This window comes from Cytobacillus kochii, from assembly GCF_044790165.1.
Classification (GTDB): domain Bacteria; phylum Bacillota; class Bacilli; order Bacillales; family Cytobacillaceae; genus Cytobacillus; species Cytobacillus kochii.
Genome location: NZ_CP085254.1, coordinates 2,988,777 through 3,015,300 on the forward strand (window position 1 = coordinate 2,988,777; position 26,524 = coordinate 3,015,300).

Annotated in this window: 33 protein-coding genes; 5 read left to right on the forward strand and 28 right to left on the reverse strand. The window is 37.1% G+C overall.

Annotated features, from left to right (window positions below):
* Window positions 1–124 precede the first annotated feature (124 nt).
* From LG276_RS15270 to LG276_RS15285, 4 genes are all read right to left on the reverse strand, one after another.
* Window positions 125–613 (reverse strand): YpuI family protein, encoded by a 489-nt coding sequence (locus LG276_RS15270; RefSeq protein ID WP_251161940.1) that lies wholly within the window; start codon window positions 611–613, stop codon window positions 125–127.
* Window positions 614–685: 72 nt separating this feature from the next.
* On the reverse strand, window positions 686–1,042 hold the full coding sequence (locus LG276_RS15275; protein WP_251161941.1) for a hypothetical protein: 357 nt from the start codon (window positions 1,040–1,042) through the stop codon (window positions 686–688).
* A 223-nt stretch (window positions 1,043–1,265) separates the two neighbouring features.
* A complete protein-coding gene (scpB, locus tag LG276_RS15280; protein ID WP_095372708.1) occupies window positions 1,266–1,847 on the reverse strand; it encodes an SMC-Scp complex subunit ScpB in 582 nt (193 codons plus the stop codon).
* Window positions 1,848–2,600 carry a segregation/condensation protein A gene (locus LG276_RS15285; RefSeq protein WP_251161942.1) on the reverse strand — a complete coding sequence of 251 codons (753 nt, stop codon included), beginning with the start codon at window positions 2,598–2,600 and terminating at the stop codon, window positions 1,848–1,850.
* 216 nt (window positions 2,601–2,816) lie between these two features.
* Here LG276_RS15285 and LG276_RS15290 point away from each other — a divergent pair, with 216 nt between their 5' ends.
* Both LG276_RS15290 and LG276_RS15295 read left to right on the forward strand, forming a co-directional pair.
* Window positions 2,817–2,951: a YjcZ family sporulation protein gene (locus LG276_RS15290; protein WP_224936075.1), complete on the forward strand. Its 135-nt coding sequence runs from the start codon at window positions 2,817–2,819 to the stop codon at window positions 2,949–2,951.
* A gap of 112 nt (window positions 2,952–3,063) precedes the next feature.
* Window positions 3,064–3,576, forward strand: coding sequence for a DUF309 domain-containing protein (locus LG276_RS15295; protein ID WP_224936074.1), 513 nt, complete (start codon window positions 3,064–3,066; stop codon window positions 3,574–3,576).
* A 13-nt stretch (window positions 3,577–3,589) separates the two neighbouring features.
* On the opposite strand, the gene LG276_RS15300 is transcribed toward LG276_RS15295, so the two are convergent.
* The 19 genes from LG276_RS15300 to spoIIM form a co-directional block, all read right to left on the reverse strand.
* Window positions 3,590–3,952, reverse strand: coding sequence for a GNAT family N-acetyltransferase (locus LG276_RS15300; protein ID WP_095372704.1), 363 nt, complete (start codon window positions 3,950–3,952; stop codon window positions 3,590–3,592).
* A 370-nt stretch (window positions 3,953–4,322) separates the two neighbouring features.
* Window positions 4,323–5,642, reverse strand: coding sequence for a diaminopimelate decarboxylase (gene lysA, locus LG276_RS15305; RefSeq protein WP_224936072.1), 1,320 nt, complete (start codon window positions 5,640–5,642; stop codon window positions 4,323–4,325).
* 182 nt (window positions 5,643–5,824) lie between these two features.
* On the reverse strand, window positions 5,825–7,306 hold the full coding sequence (locus LG276_RS15310) for a spore germination protein (protein WP_224936071.1): 1,482 nt from the start codon (window positions 7,304–7,306) through the stop codon (window positions 5,825–5,827).
* The gene (locus tag LG276_RS15315) at window positions 7,303–7,869 is read right to left on the reverse strand and encodes a stage V sporulation protein AE (RefSeq protein WP_251161943.1); all 567 of its coding nucleotides are present in this window, start codon (window positions 7,867–7,869) and stop codon (window positions 7,303–7,305) included. The genes LG276_RS15310 and LG276_RS15315 overlap by 4 nt, the downstream gene beginning before the upstream one ends.
* Window positions 7,870–7,897: 28 nt before the next feature.
* Entirely contained in the window at window positions 7,898–8,320 is a 423-nt protein-coding gene (locus LG276_RS15320) for a stage V sporulation protein AB (protein ID WP_095372700.1), read from the reverse strand.
* On the reverse strand, window positions 8,310–8,930 hold the full coding sequence (locus tag LG276_RS15325) for a stage V sporulation protein AA (protein ID WP_224936210.1): 621 nt from the start codon (window positions 8,928–8,930) through the stop codon (window positions 8,310–8,312). Before LG276_RS15325 ends, LG276_RS15320 begins: the two co-directional genes overlap by 11 nt.
* Before the next feature lie 166 nt (window positions 8,931–9,096).
* Window positions 9,097–9,852: an RNA polymerase sporulation sigma factor SigF gene (gene sigF / locus LG276_RS15330; RefSeq protein ID WP_095372698.1), complete on the reverse strand. Its 756-nt coding sequence runs from the start codon at window positions 9,850–9,852 to the stop codon at window positions 9,097–9,099.
* 11 nt (window positions 9,853–9,863) lie between these two features.
* On the reverse strand, window positions 9,864–10,304 hold the full coding sequence (spoIIAB, locus tag LG276_RS15335) for an anti-sigma F factor (protein ID WP_095372697.1): 441 nt from the start codon (window positions 10,302–10,304) through the stop codon (window positions 9,864–9,866).
* A complete protein-coding gene (gene spoIIAA, locus LG276_RS15340; protein ID WP_251161944.1) occupies window positions 10,305–10,655 on the reverse strand; it encodes an anti-sigma F factor antagonist in 351 nt (116 codons plus the stop codon).
* A 177-nt stretch (window positions 10,656–10,832) separates the two neighbouring features.
* A complete protein-coding gene (locus LG276_RS15345) occupies window positions 10,833–12,011 on the reverse strand; it encodes a D-alanyl-D-alanine carboxypeptidase family protein (RefSeq protein ID WP_251161945.1) in 1,179 nt (392 codons plus the stop codon).
* 274 nt (window positions 12,012–12,285) lie between these two features.
* Entirely contained in the window at window positions 12,286–13,137 is an 852-nt protein-coding gene (locus LG276_RS15350; RefSeq protein WP_373370910.1) for an IS3 family transposase, read from the reverse strand.
* Window positions 13,134–13,463, reverse strand: a complete 330-nt coding sequence (locus LG276_RS15355) for a transposase (RefSeq protein WP_251161713.1) — start codon at window positions 13,461–13,463, stop codon at window positions 13,134–13,136. Before LG276_RS15355 ends, LG276_RS15350 begins: the two co-directional genes overlap by 4 nt.
* A gap of 117 nt (window positions 13,464–13,580) precedes the next feature.
* Entirely contained in the window at window positions 13,581–14,885 is a 1,305-nt protein-coding gene (locus LG276_RS15360; RefSeq protein WP_251161946.1) for a pyrimidine-nucleoside phosphorylase, read from the reverse strand.
* Between the two features lie 21 nt (window positions 14,886–14,906).
* Window positions 14,907–15,725: a purine-nucleoside phosphorylase gene (locus LG276_RS15365; protein WP_224936067.1), complete on the reverse strand. Its 819-nt coding sequence runs from the start codon at window positions 15,723–15,725 to the stop codon at window positions 14,907–14,909.
* Entirely contained in the window at window positions 15,725–16,924 is a 1,200-nt protein-coding gene (gene deoB, locus LG276_RS15370; protein WP_251161947.1) for a phosphopentomutase, read from the reverse strand. The genes LG276_RS15365 and deoB overlap by 1 nt, the downstream gene beginning before the upstream one ends.
* Before the next feature lie 257 nt (window positions 16,925–17,181).
* The gene (gene xerD / locus LG276_RS15375; RefSeq protein ID WP_224936065.1) at window positions 17,182–18,075 is read right to left on the reverse strand and encodes a site-specific tyrosine recombinase XerD; all 894 of its coding nucleotides are present in this window, start codon (window positions 18,073–18,075) and stop codon (window positions 17,182–17,184) included.
* Window positions 18,076–18,082: 7 nt separating this feature from the next.
* Window positions 18,083–18,310: a YqzK family protein gene (locus LG276_RS15380; RefSeq protein ID WP_095372690.1), complete on the reverse strand. Its 228-nt coding sequence runs from the start codon at window positions 18,308–18,310 to the stop codon at window positions 18,083–18,085.
* A 196-nt stretch (window positions 18,311–18,506) separates the two neighbouring features.
* Window positions 18,507–18,971, reverse strand: a complete 465-nt coding sequence (locus LG276_RS15385) for a Fur family transcriptional regulator (RefSeq protein ID WP_224936064.1) — start codon at window positions 18,969–18,971, stop codon at window positions 18,507–18,509.
* Window positions 18,972–19,222: 251 nt separating this feature from the next.
* A complete protein-coding gene (gene spoIIM / locus LG276_RS15390; RefSeq protein WP_224936063.1) occupies window positions 19,223–19,864 on the reverse strand; it encodes a stage II sporulation protein M in 642 nt (213 codons plus the stop codon).
* A 217-nt stretch (window positions 19,865–20,081) separates the two neighbouring features.
* On the opposite strand from spoIIM, the gene LG276_RS15395 reads away from it, so the two are divergent.
* Window positions 20,082–20,651, forward strand: coding sequence for a GNAT family N-acetyltransferase (locus LG276_RS15395; RefSeq protein WP_224936062.1), 570 nt, complete (start codon window positions 20,082–20,084; stop codon window positions 20,649–20,651).
* A 93-nt stretch (window positions 20,652–20,744) separates the two neighbouring features.
* Here LG276_RS15395 and LG276_RS15400 read toward each other — a convergent pair whose 3' ends face one another.
* The 3 genes from LG276_RS15400 to LG276_RS15410 all read right to left on the reverse strand — a co-directional run bounded on the left by LG276_RS15400 (window position 20,745) and on the right by LG276_RS15410 (window position 23,602).
* Window positions 20,745–21,653, reverse strand: a complete 909-nt coding sequence (locus LG276_RS15400; RefSeq protein ID WP_224936061.1) for a DMT family transporter — start codon at window positions 21,651–21,653, stop codon at window positions 20,745–20,747.
* 225 nt (window positions 21,654–21,878) lie between these two features.
* Window positions 21,879–23,051, reverse strand: a complete 1,173-nt coding sequence (locus LG276_RS15405; protein WP_251161948.1) for an endonuclease Q family protein — start codon at window positions 23,049–23,051, stop codon at window positions 21,879–21,881.
* Window positions 23,048–23,602, reverse strand: a complete 555-nt coding sequence (locus LG276_RS15410; RefSeq protein WP_251161949.1) for an NUDIX hydrolase — start codon at window positions 23,600–23,602, stop codon at window positions 23,048–23,050. The genes LG276_RS15405 and LG276_RS15410 overlap by 4 nt, the downstream gene beginning before the upstream one ends.
* 76 nt (window positions 23,603–23,678) lie before the next feature.
* Between LG276_RS15410 and mciZ the strand changes: the two genes are divergently transcribed.
* Together mciZ and LG276_RS15420 are read left to right on the forward strand one after the other, a co-directional pair.
* Complete coding sequence (mciZ, locus tag LG276_RS15415) at window positions 23,679–23,849, forward strand: Z-ring formation inhibitor MciZ (RefSeq protein ID WP_224936058.1); 171 nt, start codon at window positions 23,679–23,681, stop codon at window positions 23,847–23,849.
* A gap of 92 nt (window positions 23,850–23,941) precedes the next feature.
* A complete protein-coding gene (locus LG276_RS15420) occupies window positions 23,942–24,853 on the forward strand; it encodes an aldo/keto reductase (protein ID WP_251161950.1) in 912 nt (303 codons plus the stop codon).
* A gap of 56 nt (window positions 24,854–24,909) precedes the next feature.
* Here LG276_RS15420 and LG276_RS15425 read toward each other — a convergent pair whose 3' ends face one another.
* Window positions 24,910–25,161, reverse strand: coding sequence for a YqkE family protein (locus tag LG276_RS15425; RefSeq protein ID WP_224936056.1), 252 nt, complete (start codon window positions 25,159–25,161; stop codon window positions 24,910–24,912).
* A 74-nt stretch (window positions 25,162–25,235) separates the two neighbouring features.
* Window positions 25,236–26,426, reverse strand: coding sequence for an acetyl-CoA C-acetyltransferase (locus LG276_RS15430; protein WP_251161951.1), 1,191 nt, complete (start codon window positions 26,424–26,426; stop codon window positions 25,236–25,238).
* Window positions 26,427–26,524 lie beyond the last annotated feature (98 nt).

Consider the following 26,524-nt stretch of genomic DNA (forward strand, 5'->3'; position numbering starts at 1 on the left):
ATAGTAATGATAAATAATATCGTTTTTTGCCATTCTACTGATGCTTATCATTTGAACGCTATAGGCACAAAAAAGCACGAACAAATTTGTCCGTGCCTTAGCTCATTCTAAAGTATTTCAATATTTATTTTGATTGCATCATTTTAGTACGATAATCTGTTTCGTAGTATTCTAGTTCTTCTCTTATCTTTTGGAAATCGCTTTCTAATCCTCTAAATAAGTTCTCAAGGCGAACGGGTACTTCGTGATGAAAACGAATTGAATTCTTTCCTGTATACGCTGAACGACTATTCTCATACCACGCATCATTTTTAGGTGAAAAAAACTCTTCAATACAATGATGGTAAAGTTTATACAATGTTTGCTCAGCTGCTCCCCGCTGAAATTGATCACTCATGAGTATGATGCGACATGCTTCATGACCTTCCTCGCAAAACACTAGAAGCTTTCTCAAATTGGATAAAATGCTTTTATAATATCGCTCATCACCCTGTCCTTCCTCTTTAAGTACCGACAAGGTTGTTTCATTTAAGAAGTTCTCAAAAGTGCTTACCGTATTATTAAGGAATTGTTGCACATCTTCCATTTGTGATTCAACTATAGAATTTCCCATCATTTTCCTCCCGTGTATTTAGCTACTCTTTTATCCATTTTGTTCTTCAGCCAATTTGTTTATATCAGCTCTTCATTTATTCTGCATCATTGTTTCTATTATGTTAGATATTTGCTTAAAATCAAATCCCTCAAATAAGCGTATAAAAGCGGTCTCATCACTTATAAATAACCGTTTTCTCAGCTTCAATTCCGGATGATTGAGAAGAGAAGCTAGCGCTGCAATATCCTTAAAAGTTCTATCACTTACTGACTGTTCAAATGATGTCAATTCATCAAGCTTTTCTTCAAAGTACTGCAAATAAGTTAATGTGAATTTTCTTTCCTCTCCATCTTCCTCATAAATGACTTCACTTTTATTAAAAAAATCTTCGAAGGAATTAGGAAGAGTTTTTTCAAGCGACCATCCTTTCAATTGCAGAATGAACAATCAGAACCCTCCTTCAGATTCAATCTACTTTTTGATAAGCTTCGTGATTGATAATAATGAAGTTTGCTGATGACATAATTGTTATTAAGGGATTCATTTTCGTTTGTACCATCTGACATTATGTATATATGCCTTTGATGTTTAATTATGCTAAACAAGTAAATCACCCTTAATGTTTTTATATTAACATAAATGAGCTGTTGATTGTTCAGAATTATTCCACTTATACATTATTTAATGTATCAAAGAACAAATCTGCTTCTGTTTGCTCAAACTCTTCGTCTCCTTGATCAGGTAGCTTTGGCAACTCTTTTAAACTTTTTAATCCAAATGTATCTAAGAAACCCTTTGTCGTGCCATACAAATATGCACGACCATTACCTTCAGCTCTTCCTACTTCTTTGATTAACGCTTTTGCCACAAGTGTTTGTAATGGTCTTTCTGTCTTCACTCCACGAATTTCCTCGATTTCAATTCTTGTAATGGGCTGCTTGTAAGCAATAATCGCTAATGTCTCTAAAGAAGCTTGCGATAAAGAATGGGAAGAAGGAGCTTCCACTAGTTTCTTTAAATAGTCAGCTAATTCCTTTTTAGTTGTTAGTTGATACGACCCACCAATTTCAATGATTTGTAATCCCCGTCCTTGGTTATTTGCTAACTCAGTCATTAATTGATTCATTCTTTCACTTGCCTCTTGATCACTCACTTCAAATACCGAAGCGATCGATTTCAAATTAAGTCCTTCATCTCCTGCTGCAAATAAAAGCCCTTCTAAAATGGCTTTCCAATTTTCTTTCTTACTCACTTACTTTCCCTCCGCTACTTCTACATACAATTCTGCAAAGTTATTATCTTGCGTAACGAGCACAGCCTGTCTTTTCATTAACTCTAGAACAGCTAGAAAGGTTACAACAACTTCTTCTCTAGAATGTGCAGTAAATAAATCATTAAAGTTTTTACGGCCATTACTTTTCCTAAGTGTACGTATAACTTCGTCTATTCTTTTTTCAATCGGAATTTCCTGCCTGGCTACTTTCGTTGCAAGCGGTTCTTTCCATTTTTTTCTTCTTAATAACTTTTGCAGCGCACCTAACATATCGTAAAGCGATACGTCGACATGGGTCTGTTCCATTTTCACTTCTTTTGCCATGTCAGAAAGGTCACTCGGTGCTTTTGTGTATAATAAGCTTCTTTCTTGTTCAAGTTCTTTTAAGTCCTCGGCTGCTTCTTTAAAACGGCGATACTCTATTAATCTTTCAACGAGTTCATCTCGTGGATCTTCTTCCATTTCCATATCAATATCTTCGTCATAGTTATCTTCTTCGTGCTTTGGGAGTAGCATTTGACTCTTAATAGCGAGTAACGTGGCAGCCATAACCAAATACTCACTTGCTACATCCAGCTCTAATTCTTTCATGGTATGTATATAGATTAAATACTGTTCAGTAATTTCTGCTACTGGAATATCATATATATCAATCTCGAGCCGATTAATTAAATGCAGTAATAAATCGAGCGGCCCTTCGAAGGCGTTAATCTTCACATTATAATGCTCCATATGTTCCACCAAAATTTCTATAAAATTATTTCTTTACTCTATACAGTATAGATGATTCAACGTAGCGAATCCAACATAATTCTTTTCTTCCACAACGGACTCTTTTATCAACTTTTAGAAACTTACTTTTTATTTTATCCTAAGCCCAAACATGAGACAAACTACGCACATACAATGAGAAGGTAATGACAATTAGGTACTATTGGAGGTATAAATATGTCCAGAGAAAATTGTGGTGACAATCATCATAGAGAAGAAGAGTGCTATGGTGGCGGTTTCGGTGCAGGCTTTGCTTTAATCGTTGTTCTATTCATCCTACTTATTATCGTAGGCGCTTCTTGGTTATTTTAATGTAAATAGACATTGCCTGGCATTGTAATTTGCCAGGCATTTCTTTTTTCCAACATTATTATATGATACCATGAAATTAATCGACTGTATGTTTGAGAGGAGGAGTGTAACTTTGCATCCCCAAGCTTTTATTGACTATTTAGCTCATTATCACGGAGATCGTGATTATTTTGAATGCCACGAAATTTTAGAGGAGTATTGGAAAGAAGTAGACAATCGAAACAAGCAATCCCTCTGGGTTGGCTTGATTCAAGTAGCCGTATCTAATTATCATCATCGTAGAGGGAATTTTCATGGTGCTAAAAAAACATTGCAAAAAGCAGCATTGATTCTTTCGTCATATCCAAATGAAGTCAAACAACTTGGTATTGACCATCAACAATTGTTAAATGATATACACAAAATACAAAAAGAAATTGATAAGGCCCTTCCTTATAAAAGCTATTACTTCCCTATAAACGATATTTCCTTATTAGATGAAGTCAAAAAGACATGTGATTCTAAGGGATTCAGATGGGGACAGGAAAGCAATCTTGAAAACGCAGAAATTGTACATCGACATATGAAAAGAGATCGATCAAATGTCATCGCAGAGAGAGAGAAAGCCCTCCAAAGACATCGCTAAAAGGCAGCGAAAATTATTCGCTGCCTTTATTTATCTCTTCACATTTCTGTAAAAAGGCTTCTGTTACATTGTCCGCTGTTAGTTCTTTATGTGGATAAGTGTCATTTAATGCTTTTATCATCGACTTACCGACTCCTTGCTGACGATGAGAAGGGTTGACTGATATATGACGAACTTCAATATGATGATCAGATAAGCATACACCAACTAGCCCAATAATATCTTCGTCTTCTTTCCACAAAAACAATTGCAGATTTTCTTCACTTTCATACTCTTTAATCGTCTGTAACAACTGCTTTAATACTTTTTCTTTTGGCATAAAAGATAAAAGTCCCATAGCAATCTTTTCAAAAGACTTTTTATAGCGTATTAACATGATAACCCCTCATTATTAGTAAAACCGTTTATTTGCTATTATTTCCATTTCACAACTAACTTAAACTATTTTATCATATGTATCTATGGATTGAAATGGAACTAGTTATGATTGCGGGGCAATAAATAACCAATAAATAAGCCCCCATATAAAAGCTATACCTAAAATAAAGACAAATAACATAATATTACTTTTTTTATCCATACTTTCTTCAGTAGCTCCCCTTTTGATATACATTCACCTTCATTGTACATGAAAGGTTTCTACATTCCAATATGTTAAAAGAAGGAGTTAGCCAAATAAGGAGAATAATAGGTGAGTCCCTTATGAAGATTCTAGAAACCCACCTAAATTTCTTGGTTCATGTTAATTACTGATTAACCTTGTTTTTTAAAGGTAAATCTAGCCGTGCCATATCTTCAAAAGATTCTCTTTTAATGACCAATCGATCTTCTCCATCTTCCACAAACACAACAGGTGGACGAGGGATACGATTATAATTATTTGCCATTGAATAACCATATGCACCTGTACAAAAAACAGCTAACAAATCGTTGTTTCCAGCCTTCGGAAGTGGCAAATCCCAAATAAGCATATCTCCGGATTCACAACATTTACCTGCGATAGAGACTTTTTCCTCTATTTCATCTAGTACACGATTAGCAAGAACAGCTTCATATTGTGCCTGGTAAAGAGCCGGACGGATATTATCACTCATTCCTCCATCAATAGCCAAATATTTTCTTACAGTCGGAACATCTTTTGATGAACCAATTTGGTAGATGGTTGTACCAGCATCACCAACAAGTGATCTTCCAGGTTCAATCCATATTTCAGGTAAAGTCATCCCGTGATGGCTTGTTTGTTTTTTAACTTCCTTGATAATTTCCTCTACATACGTTTCTGGGGCGAGTGGTTCATCTTCCTCTGTATACCTAATCCCAAATCCTCCACCTAAATTAAGAACTTCAGATTCATAATCATATTCTTGGCTCCACGTTTTCAACTTGGCAAAGATTTTTTGTGTGGCAAGGATAAAACCAGTTGGTTCAAAGATTTGTGAACCAATATGACAATGGAAGCCAAGTAAATGGATGTGTTGGGAATTAAGGGCGATTTTTAATGCTTCCTCTGCCTGTCCATTTTGTAAATCGAAACCAAATTTAGAATCTTCTTGCCCAGTTAAAATATAATCATGTGTATGTGCTTCTATTCCTGGAGTAATCCGTAGTAACACATCGACGCGCTTATTCATTGATAAAGCTACTTCTTCTAATAAGTTCATTTCATGGAAATTATCTATGACGATACAACCGATATTATAGGAAAGCGCCATTTCTAATTCTTCACGGCTTTTATTATTCCCATGAAAATGAATACGTTCAACTGGAAAATCCGCTCTAATGGCAGTGTATAGTTCTCCTCCAGAAACAACATCTAAAGACAATCCTTCTTCTTCCACTAACTGAATCATCGCTACAGAAGAGAAAGCCTTACTTGCATAGGCTACTTGTGCCTTCATATTATTTTCCTCAAACATTTTCTTAAATCCACGTGCTCTTCTTCTTATTAACTCTACATCATAAATATAAACAGGTGTGCCATATTTACTAGCTAATTTTACTGTATCAACACCGCCAATTTCTAAGTGTCCTTTGTCATTTACCTTTGATGTACCGTGAAAAAACATGCTTTCCCCTCTTTCGTCCATTACTTCTCTAATCAAAGAATTGATGCTTATTTTTATCGGACTAAAATGAAGAAATAGACAGAATCCTTAAGAAACTGTCTATTCTGTTATCCTTTAACCCTTTATTCAGTTGAACATACTTTACCATAATTCCCATATGCCTGCAATCGCCATTTACCCAATTATTTTGGTGGCTGCTTAAAACGATTGCGAGAATGGGTAATACTTGGTCGAATTTTTGACCCTGGTACGGCTCTTCTAAAAATAATATGAACGATAGCGCCAGGGCAAAATGGAATGAATGGCCATAAATATGGGGTTCTAAACGAACGCATGGACACAAGGAAAAGAATAAATAGCGTAATTCCAACAACTAAACCTGGTGTATGAAAAATTGCAACTAATATTAACAAGAGCATACGAATAAGTTTATTTGCCACACTTAATTCATAGCTCGGAGTGGCAAAAGTCCCAATTGCCGCAACAGAAACATAGAGAATAACTTCAGGTACAAACAACCCAACAGTGATCGCAATTTCCCCTATAAGTATTGCGGCTATTAGTCCCATTGCTGTTGATAATGGGGTCGGTGTATGGATAGCAGCTAATCTTAAAAACTCTATTCCTAAATCCGCTAATAATAATTGAATAAGAACAGGGATATTTGTCTGTTCATTTGGACCGATATAATCAATAGCATCCGGAAGCAAAGACGGTTCTAAGACAAATAAAAACCACAATGGTAGGAAAAATAAAGAAGCAGCAAGTCCGATAAACCTCATGAATCTAACAAAAGTACCGACAGCCGGGGCTTGCCTATATTCCTCTACATGTTGCAAATGATGAAATAAAGTCGTTGGGGCGATAATCACACTAGGCGATGTATCCACAAAAACCACGACATGACCTTCCATCAAATGAGTGGCCGCAACATCCGCTCTTTCAGTGTACCGAACAAGTGGAAATGGATTATAACTTTGATGAAGGATGAATTCTTCTACCGTTTTATCAGCCATGGGTAGCCCATCGATATCAATTTCATTAAGTTCTTTACGTAACACTTCTACTAGGTTGGGATCAGCTAACCCTTCAATATAGCCTAAGGAAATATCAGTTTTTGACCTTACACCAACATGGAGCATTTCAAACCTTAATCGTTCATCACGAATTCTTCTTCTTGTTAGAGCGGTATTGACAATTATGTTTTCTACGTAACCATCACGAGAACCTCTAATTACCTTCTCCGTATCAGGCTCTTGTGGTGTTCGCCCTGGATAACTTCTTACGTCTATTACTAAAGCGGTACCTTCGCCTTCCATCACGATAACAATAAGCCCTGATAATACTTGGTCAACGAGCTCATCAATTGTCTTAATACGATCAACTGCTTGATGAACGATACGGTTCTCTACAATATCAAAGAGATGGGTCGATAATTTTTCTTTATCATTGATCCCTACAAGCTCTTCAACAATTTCAATGATAAATTGTGTCTCTGTTAAACCATTAATAAAGTATAAATGAACATCCTTTTTTAATACTTTAAGCTTTCTCACTCCAAGGTCAAAGCTTGTTCCAAGACCTACATGGTCCTGCATGTACGCTTCAACTTCTTTGACGGATGTCGGCAATGGTCTCTTTCTTATTTTTTCTTTTTCGCTCATAACATACCGCTCCTTTCCAATATAAGTTCAACAGCTTGTTTCGTAATGGGTGAACCGGCTTCAATTGAATCAATTCTTGCCATTTTACCAATATCACCAATACCGACGATAAAAGGGATATTTAACATCTCAAGACAATAAACGGTATCCCCTACTATTCTTCCTTCATCCATATCTGCTATGCCAGATTTATCAACACCATATTCTGTCAATTCACCAAAGCGATCAATACTTACATCTACCTTTGTCCATTCCTCGTGGTGAGTCCTTGACGCTACAGCTATTGCACCAATGACTTCAATATCAGGATGCTTGGCAACGAAAGTCATCGCTTTCTCTCCTGGACCTTCTCCGATATAACCACTATCATCAAACATGATATAAACAGGATCTGATTGTGCTTTTTTAATTAATTGCACCATTTCTTCACCAGACAGTATCGTTGGATTTCCTTGAGAAGCAGAAATACAACTACCACCTATATCATGAGCAATGAGTTCAATCGTTCGCTTTGCAAACTCATCTCCATCTGTAATCAATATGACTTTTCTCCGTTCTTTCATCGCCATTTCCCTTTCTAAGTGAGCAAACCTACAGATTGACATAATATATCCATTGAAATAAAGATCCGATAATTTTCCCAAAAACAAAAGCCATTAACAAATAGACAATTTTTCCTTCTACACCAATGCGTTTAGCCAATATAGGGAAGACATTTAGAACTTCCGTGAGTGCAGCTGCAAGCATTCCTACAAAGATTCCACATAATAGACCAATCGGAATAAGTATAAAGGGCGGTGCTTGTAGTACTGGCTCCCACATGGAAGCTACAGCCCCAGCGATCACCCCGCACACCGCTGCCCATTCATAAGCATGAATCATCTTCATTGTTTTTGTTAGTTGTGTAAGTCGTGGAATAATTCCTAAGACAGATAAGAAAGCAACTACTCCACCACCTACAGCTATACCACTCGCTAAGCCTATAAAGATGGCAAAGATAATTTTACCGCTCATCAATATTCTTCATACTCTCTTTGTTTTCATGTAGGGCAACATAATTATCCAAATCCATTTGATAATTAAACATCTCTACCTCTAAAGGACTAGGTTCTTCATTTAAACGCTTTTTAAATACATGATTGAAGAAGAGAATCATTCCTAAGCCTAATCCTATTGAGTATGGGATTTGAAAAATCAATGGCCGACTATCGACTTCACCTGTAATCAATGTATAAATCTTTAGTTGAACTTCTTGCATACTAACGTCTTCATGAAAATTCATGATGGTGAGAGCGGCACCAAAAAATAATAAAAACCATATTAGCATAAACAATGGAAGTGAGACTTTTCTTCTTTTCACGGCAACTTCAACAATAATCTGTGTCGGTCCAACCGTTTGGATTTCCAAACTCGGAAAACATTTTGTAATATGCTTAATTACCTGCATAACATCAATAATGATAATATTTTTATCTTCCTTAGACACACGGTATAACAAGAGATTAGCTAATTTATCGTAAACTTCGTCATCTGCAATCAATTGCGCAACATCCGATAAAACGATAGTTTCGTGCGGTTTAACCTGCAATCGATGTCGCAAGCGTAAATAAACGATACGTTCCATCCTTTCACTTCCCACACAAAGATTTCCTTGCATATAGTATGAGTAAAGGTATTTCACTTCATGAAATCCAATAATTTCCTCACACTGATATTGCTTGCTTGTTATTAGTAAATTTATAAACCTCGACTCTCTTCACTTAAAAGAAGCAAATGAAAAAGCATATAGACTATAAGTCCATATGCTCTTTCATTTGCTTCAATATTTTCTTCTCAAGCCTCGAGACTTGTACTTGTGATATACCAAGCCTGACTGCTACTTCTGATTGTGTTTGGTCTTTGTAATAGCGCAAATAAACAATCAGTCTCTCTCTTTCATCTAATTCATTTATCGCTTCTTTTAACGCGATTTTATCGAACCATCTCCCCTCATCCCCATCATCTATTTGGTCAAGCAAAGTAATAGGGTCACCATCATTTTCATACACGGTTTCATGAATTGACGAGGGAAGTCGACTAGCATCTTGGGCCATGATAATATCCTCTGTTGGGATATCAAGGAATTCAGAAATCTCTGATACGGTTGGCACCCTACCTAATGATTTCGATAACTCATCTTTTGCTTTCCGAATTTTATTTCCGAGTTCTTTAAGTGAACGGCTGACTTTAACTGTTCCATCGTCTCTTATAAAACGTTGGATCTCACCAATAATCATAGGAACAGCGTAAGTAGAAAATTTCACATCATAACTCAAATCGAATTTATCAACCGATTTCAACAATCCAATACAGCCAATTTGAAATAAGTCATCTGGTTCGTATCCTCGATTGAGGAAGCGCTGGACAACTGACCATACTAAGCGCATATTCTTTTGGACAATCAAATCTCTAGACGCTTGATCACCATTTTGACTTTTACCAATGAGCTCTTTAACTTCATGATCTTTTAAATATTGCGTCTTTCCTGTTTTAACCTCCACATCCATAGCAAGACTCCTTAATTACATAGCATTTTACTATTTGATAAATGCTTCTTTAAACGGACCTCTGTGCCTTCACCTGGGTGTGATACAATACTAATTTCGTCCATAAAATTTTCCATAATCGTAAAGCCCATGCCTGATCTCTCTAGCTCTGGCTTTGTTGTATAAAGAGGCTGTCTTGCCTCTTCTATATCCATAATACCGAGACCCTCATCTTTAATGGACAGTTCGACTATTCCTTCTTCAATGGTTACTGAAATGTGTACAATGCCATCTGGGCTCATATCATAGCCGTGAATAATAGCGTTCGTTACAGCTTCTGAGACAACGGTTTTAATTTCTGTCAATTCATCCATTGTTGGATCCAGCTGAGCAATAAAAGCTGCCACTGTTACGCGAGCAAATGATTCATTTTGACTGAGAGCAGTAAACTGCATTTGCATAACATTTTTCACTTACGCCACCCCCAATCGTTGCAGGGCAAACGCTTCAGTAGGTTCTAAGCGAATAATTTTAAATAAACCAGACATATCAAAAAGTCTTTTTACAGATGGAGAAATTGCACATACAACCATTTCTCCATTTTTTTGTTTCACTTGTTTATATCTGCCAAGAATTACTCCAAGTCCAGAACTATCCATGAATGTTAATTGTTCCAGATTAAGAATAATATGGTGGATATCGTCTTCCTCAATCGTTTTTGTTGCTTTTGCTCTTAATTCATCCGCAGAGTGATGATCAAGCTCCCCGCTTAAACGAATACATAATACGTTGTTTTTTATTTCTAAATTAATTGCTAGACTCACTAACCATAGCCTCCTTTGTAATCAGTTGTCTCTATGGATTAGACAGGATTGACACATATAGAATATCAACCTGCCTTTAGTGAGTCCAATTCTATACTATGAACTGTTTTTCCTTCATGAAGACAAAACTAGTGTTTATTCGCTAAAACAGGACTTGTCATCACTCGATTCGACATATTACTCTGATACTTTCGTAAACATTCCCATTGAACGCTTAAATAATGTCCAAATGTTGGCTTTTTTACTATCTTGACTTGCGACTAAAGGACTTTCAACCATTGTTTTTCCGTCTTTTTCAAAAATAATCTTGCCGACTTCATCACCTTTTTTAACAGGAGCCTTCATATTCTCATCGAGTACAACCGTTTGTTTCACGTTTTTAATATCTTCACCTTTTTTAGCTAATATTGAAATGGGTTCGCTTGTTAATGCTTCTACTTGTTTCTTTTCACCTTTTGATACTTTCACTTTTGCCACCGCTTGATTCCTTTTATACATGGCATGTGTTTCATATTTATTAAAAGCATAGTCTAGCATTTTCGTCACTTCTGCATTTCTCTCTTTTGAGCTAGGTGCACCAAAAACAACCGCAATGACACGCATGCCATTTTTCTCAGCTGTCGCTGTTAAACAATACTTTGCTTCTTGAGTAAATCCAGTCTTAAGACCATCTACACCCGGATAAAAACGCACTAATTTATTCGTATTTACTAACCAGAACTTTTTATCGGTGTTTTCACGCAAATAAGCCTCGTAAGTACCGGTAAAGTTAGTAATATCTTCATACTTCAGTAATTCCTTTGCCATCATCGCCATATCATGAGCCGTACTAAAATGATCCGTTACCGGGAGGCCTGTAGGATTTTTGAATACAGTGTCCTTTAAACCTAGCTCTTTTGCTTTTGCATTCATCATTTTGACAAAGTCATCTACCGTACCGGCTAATCGTTCTGCTACAGCAACAGAAGCGTCATTTCCAGAACCGATTGCAATCCCTTGTAACATTTCTTTTGTTGTCATTTCTTCTCCAGGCTCAAGAAAAATTTGTGAACCACCCATTGAAGCAGCATATTCACTTGTCTTAATCTTTTCATCCCATTTAAGTTTGCCTTCATCGATTGCTTCCATAATTAAAAGCATCGTCATAATTTTCGTCATACTTGCAGGTGGTAATTGAACATCACTATTTTTTTCATACAGCACTTTGCCTGTATCTCGTTCAATTAAAATAGCTGACTTTACATTTTTCACAACTTCTTCTTCAGTCATTTTTTCGCTTTCACGTGCAAATACTTGTGGTGCTATGGTAGAAACCATGAGAATACATATAAAAAATACACTTACTATTCGCTTCATCGCACAAACCCTCCATTCTTTATAGTTTCCATGATTACCATTTGTTGATAATTTATACCAATGAAAATACCATAAACTACATTTTATAAATGAAAAATTCCGTGTTTTACTATGAAAAAAGTTCGGAAGGTAAGAGGGATGGAATGAGACCTTGTATACTTTGATGTGGGCATGATTCGAAGGAAATATTCTAAGAATGAGCATCTTTCAGTTAAATTGTAATAAAAAAGCTTAAAGGTTGGTCTTGCCCCTGTCAAGTAGACAACATAAAAAGCTAAGCAGTGAGCGCGTGTCGATATTCAATCGGCGCGCGTTTCTTTAGTTTCTTTTGTCTTCGTTTGTAATTGTAATGGTAAATGTAATCCTCAAGAGCTTGCTCTAGCTCTTCTTCTCCCTTACACTTACTTATATACAGCTTCTCGGTTTTGAGGTGTGAAAAGAATGATTCTATACAGGCATTGTCCAGGCAGTTTCCTTTGCGAGAGTGGCTGCCTTCGATACCATAATCCTTTAATCGGTTGCTGTATATTTTTGACGTGTACTGGAAGCCTTGATCCGAATGGAGAACGGCTCCAGCCACGTCTTTTTTCTTTGTCCATTTCTCTACCGTTTTTAACACAAGTTCCAAATCATTTCTTTGGGCTAGCTCCCAACTTACTATTTCGTTATTAAAGAGATCCTGTATGACCGATAAATAATAATATTCTTCGCCAACAGACACAAATGTGATATCCGTTACCATTTTTTGATTAGGTCCTACCGCCTTGAACTTCCTTTTCAGACGGTTAGGAAAGAGGTTAGAAGGAATATGACCATGTCGTTTTCTCTTTTTTCGGATGACTGATTGGATGTTCATTGCCGCCATCAATCGGTAGACCTTTTTGTGATTAATTAAATACCCGTTTTCATTTAATTCGTCTGTAATACGGGGTCGTCCATATTCGGGATGCATGAAATGTATGCCCAAAATGTGCTCTCGAATCTCTTGTTCATCCCTAACTTTTTCTTCTCGTTTATGATTGTTTTTTCTCCATTTGTAGTAGCTTGCCGGTTTGATATAGGCAATCTCCAACAGCCAGGAGACCGGATAGGTAACCCTTAACTCATCCACCAATTCATATTTCATTCGTCTGGGGTTTTCTCCTCCTTTACCAGATTTGGATACTGCTTTTTTAGAAATTCAACTTGTGCTTTCAAATAATCCCTTTCCTCTTCAACCGACTTAAATTTAGTCCTAGGCCTGCCTTTTAAAGGATTAGAAACTCCTTTACGCTCATCAAACGGGGCTCCTTCTTTCCATTTCTTAACCCACACTTTAAGCTGGCTACAGTGACGGATTCCCAGTTCCTCTGCCAATGCTTTATAACTTTTAGACCCATTCACATATTTCATGACGGCATTATGTTTAAACTCTTCCGAATAACTATTAAAAGTTTGTCCTTTCTTTGCCATAGAAAAATCCCCTCCAAGTAGTATTCTTTCCTTCATGGTAACATGAAGGTTTTTTTGAATGTCTACTTAAAGGGGACATTAACAGGTTTTATTTCCTTTAAGCTTTTTCTAGTATTTTTATTCAGTGATGACTTGATGTATCAATGTTGGTGCTGTTACTTCTTCTGACACTATTTTAATATGATTAATAAGGATATCTTTCACTTCTTCAACATCTTCCATATTGCTATGAATCGTTAGCAACGCTTCCCCTTTTTGGACAGAATCGCCAACTTTTTTATGAAGAAGGAGGCCTGCTGCGAGATCTATAATAGAATCTTTTGTTGCTCTACCCGCACCAAGCATCATTGCCGCAGTACCAAGTTTTTCTGCAGCAATTTCAGAAATATATCCACTCTGTGCAGCTTCTACCTTTATTTGATATTTTGCCTGTGGAAGTAGAGATGGGTCATCAACGACTGCAACATCTCCTCCTTGAGATTGGATAAATGTTTTAAAAGTCTCTAACGCTTTACCGCTACTGATTGCTTCTTGTAATAGCGTGCGCGCACTTTCTAACGAATCGGCCTTTTTCGCTAAAACGACCATTTGACTTCCAAGAGTTAAACATAAATCAGTCAAATCTTCCGGGCCTTCTCCTTTTAAAGTATTAATCGCTTCTTCTACTTCTAAAGCATTACCGATTGCAAGGCCAAGGGGCTGGCTCATATCTGAGATGACAGCCATTGTCTGTCTACCAACATGATTCCCGATTTTCACCATTGTTTTTGCTAAAGCAATTGCTTCTTCAATCGTTTTCATAAATGCACCTGAACCCGTTTTCACGTCCAAAACAATTGCATCTGCACCCGCAGCAATTTTTTTACTCATGATACTTGATGCAATTAAAGGGATGCTATTAACAGAAGCAGTCACATCTCTTAACGCATAGAGCTTCTTATCAGCTGGTGTCAAGTTTCCACTTTGACCTATGACTGCTAGTTTATTACGATTGACTAAATTCATAAATTCGTCATTATCAATCTCCACATGAAATCCATCTATAGCCTCTAATTTATCAATGGTTCCACCTGTATGGCCCAGACCTCTTCCGCTCATCTTTGCAACCGGCACACCTACAGCAGCTACTAGCGGCCCTAATACAAGCGTAGTAGTATCTCCTACACCCCCAGTAGAATGCTTATCGACTTTGATTCCATCAATGTTTGAAAGATTGATTTCATCGCCTGATTTAACCATTGCCGTTGTTAAATCAGCTGTTTCTCTTTCATCCATTCCTTGAAAATAAATCGCCATAGCAAGTGCACTTGCTTGATAATCAGGAATTGTTTCATTTGTATAGCCTTGAATAAAATAGTTAATTTCCGCTGTCGTTAAGCAATGACCATCCCTTTTTTTCTCAATGATGTCCACCATTCTCATCGTATCGTTCCCCCACTAAATTTAAATTTTTGTCACGATTCCTTTGACAAAGCTTAAAAATTGTTGTTTTACTTTCTCCGTTGTTTCTATTACTTCTTCATGATTTAATGGTTGGTCTAATATACCTGCAGCCATATTAGAAATACAAGAGATTCCAAGTACATTCATACCAGCATGATTCGCAACAATAACTTCGGGAACAGTTGACATACCAACTGCATCTCCACCGCAAATTCTAAGCATTTTTACTTCTGCAGGTGTTTCATAAACTGGCCCTGTATTAGCTACGTATACACCAGTTTGTATGTCTAATTGTTGTTGTTCTGCGACCTCTTTTGCGACTTGTATCATTTCTTTATTATACGCTGATGACAAATCTTGAAAACGCACACCAAAATGGTCATCATTAGGACCTATAAGTGGGTTTACCCCCATATTGTTAATATGGTCTGTGATGATCATTAAATCACCTGGTGAGAAAGTTTCATTAACGCCTCCAGCAGCATTGGTTACGATTAATTTCTGTACTCCCAACTCCTTCATTACACGGACTGGAAACGTAACTTGCTGCATAGTATAGCCTTCGTAATAATGAAATCTTCCTTGCATAGCAACAACCGCTACACCGTTTAATCGACCAATAACGAGTTGACCTGCATGACCAGCTACTGTTGATTGCGGGAAACCCGGTATATCTCTATACGGTATTTTTATCGCATTTGTTATCTCTTCAGCAAGTACCCCAAGTCCAGAACCTAATATAAGTCCTACTGTTGGTGTTTGATCTATTCTAGATTGAATTAATTCTTGCGCTGCTTTTACCTCATGTAAACTAGTCATTATTTTTTTCCTACTCCCTTGACATTTTTAAGAAAGCTCTCTCCAATTAATGGCTTATTTACTTGGAAATTCTCTGCAATAGTCGCGCCAATGTTAGCAAATGTCTTGCCTTGAGGCAGTTCTTCTCCATGAGTTAAGCGCTTAGAATAAACAAGTAATGGCACATATTCTCTCGTATGATCTGTACCATGATGGATTGGGTCATTACCATGATCCGCTGTAATAATCAGAAGATCATTTTCATTTAACTGCTCGAAAAGTTCAGGTAAACGAGCATCGTATTCTTCTAATGCTTGACCGTACCCTAGTGGATCTCTTCTATGTCCATAAAGGGCATCGAAGTCTACTAAATTCAAGAAACTAATGCCTGTAAAGTCTTTTTTTGCTATAGCTACCATCTTGTCCATGCCATCCATATTTGAAGTGGTTCTAATTGCTTCTGTTACGCCTTCTCCATCATATATATCATTAATTTTTCCGATGGCAATGACATCTAGATTGGCATCTTTTAACTCATTCATTACTGTTCTGCCAAATGGCTTTAATGCATAATCATGTCTATTCGCTGTTCTTGTAAACGCCCCAGCTTTACCAACAAATGGTCTAGCAATGACTCTACCTACCATGTATTTTTCATTTAAAGTCAATTCTCTAGCTATTTCACAAATACGATACTGTTCTTCAATTGGTATGATTTCCTCATGGGCGGCGATTTGGAGCACCGAATCAGCCGATGTATAAACAATAAGAGAGCCTGTCTCCATATGCTCTTCCCCTAATTCGTCTAAAATCACTGTGCCACTCGCAGGTTTATTACCAATCACTTTTCGACCTGTCTTTTCTTCTAATTCTTGAATTAACTCCTCTGGAAATCCATTAGGAAATACTTGAAAGGGTTTTTGAATATGAAGGCCCATTATTTCCCAATGTCCTGTCATTGTATCTTTCCCAACAGAAGCTTCTTGAAGCTTTGTATAAAAAGCCTCAGGTTGTGCGACTTTGGCTATCCCTTTTATTTCATTGATATTACTTAATCCGAGACGTTCCATATGAGGCATATGCAAACCGCCCATCTCCTCGGCAATATGGCCTAACGTATGAGCATCTTCATCACCGAAATTTTTCGCATCAGGTGCTTCTCCTATTCCAACAGAGTCCATTACAATAAGAAAAATACGTTTATATGTAAATGTGTTCACAATTAACACTCCTTTCTAACTATTTCTTTACTACAGAATCCCTACTTATCATACCCCAAAAAGGCTTTCATCAACAGCGAAGGATAGTGTAAAACGTCTAGAACCTAACAAAGAGGAATGTCATGAAAGACTTTAATATACTTCACCTTTAAGAAAGATCTCTTTCGTCAGAAGTCTGACATCTATATTGTACTGAAAATAAAAAAAGAAAAACAGTCTTTTATATCACTTTTCACTGTTTTCCTACATATTTCCTGTTAAGCTCTCGGATGGAATTGTTTATATACATCTTTTAATCTCGTTTTTGACACATGTGTATATATTTGTGTCGTAGAAATATCTGCATGGCCAAGCATTTCTTGTACAGCTCTTAAATCTGCTCCATTTTCAAGTAAATGGGTGGCAAATGAATGCCTTAAAGTATGAGGCGTTAACTCTTTTTGAATACCAGCTGCTTGTGCTGTTTTTTTTAAGTTTTTCCAAAATCCTTGCCGTGATAACCCTTTCCCATGATGATTTAAAAATAAGTATTCTGTCGGGTGTTTTGGTGATAACAACTGTTGTCTACCCTTATCTAAATAATCTTGAACAGCTGCTTGTGCTGTTTTTCCTAATGGAATGATTCTTTCCTTATTTCCTTTACCAATGCATCTTAAAAAACCCATCGTTAGATGAACATCATTTATTGTTAAATGGATTAATTCACTGACGCGGATTCCTGTTGCATAGAGTACTTCTAGCATAGCTTTGTCCCTTAAATAAAAGCGGCTGCCATTGTTCGGGAGGTCTAGCAATCTCTCAACTTCCTTCATATTTAAAACCTTTGGCAAAGATTTTTCAGCTTGCGGTGTCTCAATATGAATAGAAGGATCGTGATCTGCTATTTTTTCACGCAGTGCAAATTGGTGAAAGGAACGAATAGACGCTATATGCCTTGCAATTGTTTTAGCAGACTTGCCATCATCCTTAAGCTGAGCTAGAAACTGAACAATATGAACACGTTCAATCTCATTCATCGATTGCTTCATCATCTTCTGCTCAATAAACAATATATAACTTCTTAAGTCTCTTTCATATGACATTATCGTATTTCTGGCTAGCCCTTTTTCAATCATTAAATAGTGGATAAAATCCTGCAGATGATCATTCATAAAATCATTACTCCCCATTTAAATAAAACAGAATCAACCGATCCAACCAAGAAGAGTCCGTTGCATTCGCACTTGCTGCTACCTTCACGGCTGCCCCACTCGGCTCATCATAACGATGATAATCCTGATACTCTTCATTTAACCACATAATTCCATAATAAAAAAGAATTGTGCTTCCTGTAAAAAGAACAAAAACCTTAATGGTTTGATAGACTAATTTAATCCATGCACTCATCATTTCTCCCCCAAATAAAACGTCTTATTAGAGGGTATGCCATTTTGGACAAGATTTATACCTGTTTCCAATGAGGAATCATTTAAGTTCTGTGAGCTTTTACCGAACAAAAACCCTATTTTCGTTCGCAGCTTGAGACACGAGTTAGAGAAAAATAAGAAAACCCTTTCCAATGAAATTAGAAAAGGGTTGTGCCTTATGCTTCTGGCTCTTCATCATTTTTTTTATCTTGACATCGATAGCAGATGCCATGAAAAGTAAGACGATGGTCTTTTATTTTGAAATGCCAACGCTTCTCAACAACTTCTTCCACATCTTCTAGTAGATCTTCTTGAATTTCATCTACTGCACCGCATTCTATGCATACAAGATGATGATGGAAGTGAGCAGCACCTTCTTGACGTAAGTCATATCGGGAAACGCCATCACCAAAATTAATTTTATCAACAATTTTTAATTCAGTTAGTAATTCAAGTGTTCGATAAACAGTTGCTAAACCGATTTCTGGCGACTTTTCTTTAACAAGGAGGTATACATCTTCCGCACTCAAATGGTCCTCTTCATGTTCTAACAAAACGCGAACCGTGGCTTCACGTTGTGGTGTTAGTTTATAACTGGATGAATGCAACTGTTTTTTGATTCTGTCAATTCTGCTTTCCATACCGAAAGTCCCTCCCTCACCACTAACATTCTCATTATAACAGATAGATGTATAGAATCAAACTAAAATCATTATAAAGAGACCTTTATAATAACTCTTATATTAGAATTGTTATAATACCTAAAACAACATAAAAGTACAGAACCTAACGTAGGCTCTGTACATGATCATTTATCCAAGTAGTCATTATTACTAAACTCATATGATAAAAGAATTATAGCATTCAAACCTTATATAAGCAATCGATGAGTTTAGAGGACTGAGTCAATGACTGACTTCATTAGCACCGGTGAAATATAGGCCTCAATAGCTGATGCACCAGCTAATATAATAATGGCAATAAGGAAAGAAATTAAGTATTTACCTAGCAACGGCATAAATGGATTATTTACTTTCTTCATAAATAGCCGACGAATCATCTTCATTGAAAATGAAATTGCAAAAGTAGATGTAATAATAAAAATTGGAATGATAATCATATTTTGTGGCAAAATGGACACAAAAGATAGTAAAAACCCATGCCACTTTAATTGACTTACTAAAAAACCGACAGTAAAGCCAACGACCATCCCTTTCACAAATAATAAAACTAAAATAAGCGGTAATCCAATAATAGATATCCCCAATAGCCATATCACGCCTATATATTTTCCATTATGAAGTAAGCTTTGTTCAAATATATTAGCCGGTGTCGCCATTTCTTCATTTGAAACATGACCAAAAAACTGAGTCAAGTATTGAAATAAATCCTCTTTTTGCGTCAAACTTAAACTGTTTACGACCACCGCTCCAAATATGACACCCATCAAAAACAATATAATAACAAACAAGTAGATTGAGGAATGCTCACGGAAATGATTTACTACGACGTTCTGGTACATTTTTTTTATCATTGCTCTTCCTCCTGAAAATGATTTCACTTACTAGAATGTATGCTAGACTTGCTGAGATCATGACAGAAAGATACGAAATAATATAACTAATCTATTAAAATTGTTGTTGTAAATAAGATGTTATTTATTTACACTTTAAGAAAGTTATATTTACTTGATGTAAAAGGGTTTGATAGACCGGCGATAGGCGCTATTAAATTAAAAAGGAGAATAAAGAATGAATCCCATCTTAGTAGATTTTCCAGAGAAAATAGAAACAGAACGTTTGTATTTTAGACCATGTTTGCCTGGTGACGGCAAAATAGTGCATGAAGCCATTGCGGTGTCGCGAGATTCTCTAAAAAAGTGGCTGCCTTTTGCTGTAAAAGAAGAGACTGTTGAAGAAGTAGAAGCTGGAATACGCGCATCTTTTGCCGAATTTATTAACCGAAGCGATTTCCGTCTACATATCTATCTGAAGGAGAATCATCTTTTTGTTGGCTCAATCGGCCTTCACCGGATCAATTGGGATATTAAAAAATTTGAAATTGGTTATTGGTGTGATAGCCGCCAAATAAAGAATGGCTATATAACAGAAGCTGCAGAAGCTTTGACAGCTTTCTGTTTTGAGCATTTCAAAGCGAATAGAGTTGAAATCCGCTGTGATGAAAAAAATATAGATAGTCGGCGAATACCGGAACGTCTCGGTTTCCCATTAGAGGGCATATTGCGTAACGATAGCTTAGCAACAGATAACATATCCCTGAGAAGTACATGTGTGTATGCAAAAGTAAAAGTTGATGACTAATTGATATCCTCATAAAAAAAGGTGAGGGCCTTGTCAAGATCTTAGACAAAGTCCCCACCATCTCAAGAAAAAAATAAACCTATCCCCGATTCATTAACTCGCCTTTGACGACTGAATGAGGTCGTGGTCCTTTTTTGTTTTATGAGCCACGTTACCATAAATAATCCCTAAAATGATAATACAAACCCCTAACCACTGAAGCGGGACAAGTTCTTCCTGTAAAACCAGTACAGACATTAGTAAAGCAACTGGTAATTCTGACGATGTCAATATCGTACCTAACCCAGCACCCACATGAGGCATTCCGATCGCAAATAACAACGGTGGTAAAGTGACACCAAAAAGACCTAGAAACAATCCGTACGGCAAAAGTGCCGTTACAGTTGCAGCATCAGCTAAGAAAACTGGCGGGAAGATGACAAAAGTAATAAGTAATCCACCAATGGCAAAGACAGCGCTTCTTTGGATCGGCGGTACTTCTTTCCCGACCGTGCTACTAATATAGGCGAAGATGGAGAAAGATAATGCCGCAAGCATCCCCCATCCTGCACCAACTAGAGAAAAGTCATTAAATCCTTGTGACAAAATACCTGTTGCCAAGAAAGAGCCAATAAGTAATAGCAAAATCGCACGTAATTTTTTCATTCCTGGCTTTTTTCTATCAATAATAAACTCGATAGCCGTACCAATCCAAACAAACTGAAATAAGAAAATGATGGCTAACGATGCATTTAAAGACTGTAAGGATTGATAATAAAAAATTCCCGTTAAACCAGTTGGCACACCACATAATACGAGAAAGCTAAAACGCTTGAAGCTTATCTTCTGTTTTTTTGTAAACAAGAATATAAGCCAAATCAGTAACGTCCCAGCTAAAAATTGACTTCCAGAAACTTCAGCAAGTTCGAATCCCTCACCGTAGGCAAGCTTGACAAAGGTTGATAATACACCAAAGCAAGCACCTCCGATAAGGACTGCTAAAGGATACATTGATTGTTTCATCCGTATTTCCTCCTCAATCTACCGGTTAACAAATATCGTTTTAGTAAAGATAAGAGCATTTTTTTAAAATACAAAAAGCCACACATCAATGCTGCTTGCATCAATGTGTGGCGAAAAAAGAGTGTCTACTCTTAAAAAGTCCACAAATCCGTACCGGTTTTGGCATTCAATTTTTTATACCACTGTATCTTATCCCCGACATGGGTAGTCTGTCAAGTCTAGTATTTAATCAATGCGTATTCTACCATATCTTCCTCCGCCACCTACGTCAAATTGTAAGCTCCCTGATCTCGCCTGCTCTATCAGAAGCGCTGCTTGTTCAGGTATGACTTGTTGCAATGAAGCAAGAGGGACATCATGGATGATGGCCATTTCTGTGCCATAATGAAGAAGTAGCTTTTCTAATGTCTTTACCCCGATTCCGGGAATAAACTCTAAAGGGATTTGATGGATATATGGTGGTCGTTTCCTCCCTTGAGCCATTGGAGTGACGTTTGCTAACTCTTGAATACGATTTTTTACCCCTTTAATGATTTTCTTACTAGAACAGTTACTGCATTGTACTGTCCCTTGTGGTTGGGCCTCACCACATTTAACACAGACCGTCTCATGATATTTACCAAGAAGCGGATCTAATCCATAATTTGCTTCAACTGCTCTTCCATCCGTTTGTTGCAGTGCCATAGTTAACTCCTTAAAACTTAATTCTTGGAGGGAGATTCTTTGGTATTCTCTTGCAATTTTCGCTAATGAATGCGCATCAGAATTTGTTATATATGGATAATCATGTAACTCCGCTATCACGTCTGCCATTTCTGTATTTGCGCTTAACCCTAATTCAATTGCATCAATCGAATGAGGGTCAAATACTTCCGCGAGTGAATGCTTTACCCCTTTTCCATATAAGCTTTTAAAAGGTGTAAACACATGGGCTGGAATAAACAAACCTTCTAATTCCTTTACCTTTTGTTGAAGCACACGCCCTTCTATATAAACACGCTGTGAACTCAGTTGAATATTCTTCATTAGAAATGACAACCAGTTTGAAAAATCTTTCATGTGGCTAAGTGTCGGAAAAAACGACAGAACATGGATGGGCCCATGGCAATATTGATCATAAATCTCGAGCTCTGAACCAAGAATAATCATCATATCATCAAATAATAATCCGCCATCCTCATGCTCTTGTAACTCACCCTCCTGAAGTAAAGCCTCTATTTCAGTTATCACTTCTGGAGAATGACAATCGATGATCCCAATGATGTCTAACCCTTTTTGATTTTTTGCATGATGAATAATGTTTGTAAAAGTCAAGTTTTTTGAACCTGTGATTTTAACCGGCTTTCCAGTAGCGGTTCTCCCAATATGAATATGCAAATCTGCATAATAAGATTTCATTTTTGCAGCAACGCTTCTTTTAGTTGCATATATTGAACTGCATAAGCGGTTTTCGCATCATAGATTTTTTGCTCTCCTATTAATTGGACAGCTTCTTGAACAGTGACTTCTTTCAGATTAACAAATTCATCTTCATCAAGAGTGGCCGAATTTTCTATCACATGTAAACCTTTTGCTATATACAAATGAACAATTTCATCAGCAAAACCAGGAGAGGTATAAAAAGAAATAAGCCACTCTATTTCATCACACCCATACCCTGTTTCTTCTTCTAATTCTCTTTTTGCACATTGTAGGGGATCTTCGTTTCCTTCTAATTTACCTGCTGGTATTTCAATTATCGTCTTCTCAAGTGCTTTACGGTATTGTTCAACCATAACCATTTTTCCTTCATCCGTTAGTGCTAATATTGCCACTGCACCTGGGTGCTTGACTACTTCTCTTTTCGACAATTGTCCGTTCGGTAGTTCAACTTCTTCTACTTGGAGTCGAATAATCCTACCGTCAAAGATTTTTTCCGTTTTTAACGTTTTTTCTTCTAGGCGACTCATTTTCTCTCGTCACTCCTGTTCTATCCGATTATTCTGCTCATACATTTTAACATACTTATGTTTAGGAGAGCTCTTGATGAAAATATACGTACATGAAAATGGTGTTACCTTTGTTGGTAAGGCATGGGAAATTAAAGAAAAACTAAAGGTTTATCAGCAGTCATTTACTTATGTAAGAGAATGGGTAGATGGAACAACAAATGATGATTATTACAAGGAGCCCAAAAATAGCAAACGTCACTTATAAATTCTCCATGCAATGAATCAAAAGATTTGTTTAACCTCTCTCAGTATCGGTAAAATAGATAAAAAATACTCAGAGAAGAGCGGAGGTTCACAATGAAAAAAGTACAGTTAGGTAAATCACCATTAATGGTTACTCCACTTGGTCTTGGTTGTATGTCACTTGGAACAGATAAACGAAAGGCACAAGCGATTATTGAAACAGCACTAGAAGAAGGCATTAATTATTTTGATACAGCCGACTTATACGACTTTGGTTTGAATGAACAGCTAGTTGGAGAAGCGTTAAAACGCGTACGAGAGGATGTTATTATTGCCACAAAAGTAGGTAATCGGTGGACCGAAGGAAAAGAAGGCTGGCGCTGGGATCCGTCAAAAGCTTATATAAAAGAAGCCGTAAAACAAAGCTTGAAACGATTAAGTGTAGAATATATTGACTTATATCAATTGCATGGCGGGACGCTAGAAGATAATATACTAGAAACAATTGACGCGTTTGAAGAGCTTAAACAAGAAGGTTTTATTAAGGCATATGGTATCTCCTCCATTCGTCCTAATGTGATTCGCGAATATGTTAAGCATGCCTCTATTGATTCAGTAATGATGCAATATAGTTTACTTGATCGTCGTCCAGAGGAAGAAGTTTTACCACTTTTAGCTGAAAATAACATTAGTGTCGTTACGAGAGGTCCACTCGCTAAAGGTTTATTAAGTGAAAACTGGATTGATAAACTATCGGAACAAGGATATTTAGATTATAGTGAAACTGAATTGCGCGCTCTTCTGACTGAGCTTAAAGCAAAGTTTACTGAAACACGCCATGTACAAGAAGCGGCTATACAATATAACTTGGCACATAAAGGGGTTACTTCTATTATTGCCGGTGCCTCTTCTATGGAGCAGGTTAAAGAAAATGTTGCCGCCGTTCGTGCAGAGCCATTATCTAAGTTAGAATTAACCTTCATGGAGCAATTAGCTAAAATGAATAAGTACGAGGCACATCGTTAACACAAATCAAAAAAAGATGACGTACCTTTGGATACGTCATCTTTTCTCGTAATCTATTATTTAAATTCTTTCCAATTTAAGTTACTTTCGCCTAAAAGCTCTTCAAAGCTTTTATTTTTCTCACGTAATTTACGCTCTTCTGCTTTTCTACGTGATTCTTCCTCAAACTTTATTTCTTCCGCTTTTTTTAGCTCATTTTTCTTCACTTGTAATCCTTTGACAAGCTCAGGATTTAACATATCTCCTAAAGTAAGCGGCTTATCCTCACTTATTTTCTTTGATTGTGCTCGCTGTTTTCTCTGCTTCATGACTGGTGTCCTACCCCCTCATTCTTTTAAATAGAATGTATGGTTATTATAGCATAGAACCCTCTCACCATAAATTATTCTGCAAGCTCTATTACAGTTGCCACACCTTGTCCGCCACCAATACACAATGTTGCTAACCCTTTCTTCGCTTGGCGTTTTTGCATTTCATGGATGAGAGTAACTAAAATTCGTGCGCCACTTGCACCAATTGGATGCCCTAGGGCAATTGCGCCACCGTTTACATTTAAGATGTCTTTCTTAAAGTTCAATTCACGATCAACCGCTAAGGACTGCGCCGCAAATGCTTCATTTGCTTCAATTAACTCTAATTCTTCCAATGTAGTATTTGCTTTCGTTAATGCTTTCTTCACCGCTTCTACTGGACCAATTCCCATAATACTTGGGTCAACACCAGCATTCCCATTCCCTTTAATTGTAACAAGTGGCTTAATTCCTAACTCTTCCGCTTTTTGTTTACTCATTACTACCACTGCTGCTGCACCATCATTGATACCGGATGCATTGCCTGCTGTCACACTTCCTTCTTTTCTAAATGCTGGGCGTAGTTTACCTAATTTTTCTGCCGTTGTACCTGCTTTCGGATGTTCATCTTGATCAAAAATGATTGGCTCTCCTTTTCGCTGCGGAATCTCTACCGGAACGATTTCATCTTTAAAGCGACCAGATTCGATTGCTTGCGTCGCTTTCTCTTGGCTCTCAGCCGCAAATTGATCTTGTTCCGCTCTAGAAATCTCATATTTATCACATAAGTTTTCAGCAGTTACACCCATATGATACTGATTAAATGCACATGTTAGCCCATCATCAATAAGGGAGTCATATAAAGTAGTATTACCCATTTTAAACCCATCACGTGCACCTTTTAGAATATAAGGTGCTTGGCTCATATTTTCCATGCCACCAGCGACAATAATGTCTGCATCTCCAGCGACAATTGCTTGCGTTGCTAAATGAACGGCTTTCAAACCCGAGCCACACACTTTATTAATAGTCATTGAAGAAACACTTTCAGGTACACCTGCTTTTATAGCCGCTTGTCTTGCTGGGTTTTGACCTAATCCTGCTTGCAACACATTCCCCATAATAATTTCGTCAACTGCTGATGCTTCTACCCCTGCTTTCTTTAATGCTTCATTAATAACTACTGCTCCTAAATCTATCGCGGATACCCCTTTTAAACTCCCATTAAATGTTCCTAACGCTGTTCTTGTAGCGCTTACAATAACGACTTCTGCTCGTTCCATACTGTTTTTCCCCTCCATGGTTACCTTGTTATGAATCTACCTCTCTATTATGCCATACTTTACTTAATTCTTGCATTTCTGAATATTAAACCACTACA

Bases quoted from the DNA above. Each gene is read 5' to 3' on its own strand.
- LG276_RS15270 (WP_251161940.1), bottom strand. From the start codon at position 613: ATGGGAAATTCTATAGTTGAATCACAAATGGAAGATGTGCAACAATTC.
- LG276_RS15285 (WP_251161942.1), bottom strand. From the start codon at position 2,600: ATGGAGCATTATAATGTGAAGATTAACGCCTTCGAAGGGCCGCTCGAT.
- LG276_RS15290 (WP_224936075.1), top strand. From the start codon at position 2,817: ATGTCCAGAGAAAATTGTGGTGACAATCATCATAGAGAAGAAGAGTGC.
- LG276_RS15300 (WP_095372704.1), bottom strand. From the start codon at position 3,952: ATGTTAATACGCTATAAAAAGTCTTTTGAAAAGATTGCTATGGGACTT.
- lysA (WP_224936072.1), bottom strand. From the start codon at position 5,642: ATGTTTTTTCACGGTACATCAAAGGTAAATGACAAAGGACACTTAGAA.
- LG276_RS15310 (WP_224936071.1), bottom strand. From the start codon at position 7,306: ATGAGCGAAAAAGAAAAAATAAGAAAGAGACCATTGCCGACATCCGTC.
- LG276_RS15315 (WP_251161943.1), bottom strand. From the start codon at position 7,869: ATGAAAGAACGGAGAAAAGTCATATTGATTACAGATGGAGATGAGTTT.
- LG276_RS15320 (WP_095372700.1), bottom strand. From the start codon at position 8,320: ATGAGCGGTAAAATTATCTTTGCCATCTTTATAGGCTTAGCGAGTGGT.
- LG276_RS15325 (WP_224936210.1), bottom strand. From the start codon at position 8,930: ATGGAACGTATCGTTTATTTACGCTTGCGACATCGATTGCAGGTTAAA.
- sigF (WP_095372698.1), bottom strand. From the start codon at position 9,852: ATGGATGTGGAGGTTAAAACAGGAAAGACGCAATATTTAAAAGATCAT.
- LG276_RS15345 (WP_251161945.1), bottom strand. From the start codon at position 12,011: ATGAAGCGAATAGTAAGTGTATTTTTTATATGTATTCTCATGGTTTCT.
- LG276_RS15350 (WP_373370910.1), bottom strand. From the start codon at position 13,137: ATGAAATATGAATTGGTGGATGAGTTAAGGGTTACCTATCCGGTCTCC.
- LG276_RS15355 (WP_251161713.1), bottom strand. From the start codon at position 13,463: ATGGCAAAGAAAGGACAAACTTTTAATAGTTATTCGGAAGAGTTTAAA.
- LG276_RS15360 (WP_251161946.1), bottom strand. From the start codon at position 14,885: ATGAGAATGGTGGACATCATTGAGAAAAAAAGGGATGGTCATTGCTTA.
- LG276_RS15365 (WP_224936067.1), bottom strand. From the start codon at position 15,725: ATGACTAGTTTACATGAGGTAAAAGCAGCGCAAGAATTAATTCAATCT.
- xerD (WP_224936065.1), bottom strand. From the start codon at position 18,075: ATGAATGATCATCTGCAGGATTTTATCCACTATTTAATGATTGAAAAA.
- LG276_RS15380 (WP_095372690.1), bottom strand. From the start codon at position 18,310: ATGAGTGCATGGATTAAATTAGTCTATCAAACCATTAAGGTTTTTGTT.
- LG276_RS15385 (WP_224936064.1), bottom strand. From the start codon at position 18,971: ATGGAAAGCAGAATTGACAGAATCAAAAAACAGTTGCATTCATCCAGT.
- spoIIM (WP_224936063.1), bottom strand. From the start codon at position 19,864: ATGATAAAAAAAATGTACCAGAACGTCGTAGTAAATCATTTCCGTGAG.
- LG276_RS15395 (WP_224936062.1), top strand. From the start codon at position 20,082: ATGAATCCCATCTTAGTAGATTTTCCAGAGAAAATAGAAACAGAACGT.
- LG276_RS15400 (WP_224936061.1), bottom strand. From the start codon at position 21,653: ATGAAACAATCAATGTATCCTTTAGCAGTCCTTATCGGAGGTGCTTGC.
- LG276_RS15405 (WP_251161948.1), bottom strand. From the start codon at position 23,051: ATGAAATCTTATTATGCAGATTTGCATATTCATATTGGGAGAACCGCT.
- LG276_RS15410 (WP_251161949.1), bottom strand. From the start codon at position 23,602: ATGAGTCGCCTAGAAGAAAAAACGTTAAAAACGGAAAAAATCTTTGAC.
- mciZ (WP_224936058.1), top strand. From the start codon at position 23,679: ATGAAAATATACGTACATGAAAATGGTGTTACCTTTGTTGGTAAGGCA.
- LG276_RS15420 (WP_251161950.1), top strand. From the start codon at position 23,942: ATGAAAAAAGTACAGTTAGGTAAATCACCATTAATGGTTACTCCACTT.
- LG276_RS15425 (WP_224936056.1), bottom strand. From the start codon at position 25,161: ATGAAGCAGAGAAAACAGCGAGCACAATCAAAGAAAATAAGTGAGGAT.
- LG276_RS15430 (WP_251161951.1), bottom strand. From the start codon at position 26,426: ATGGAACGAGCAGAAGTCGTTATTGTAAGCGCTACAAGAACAGCGTTA.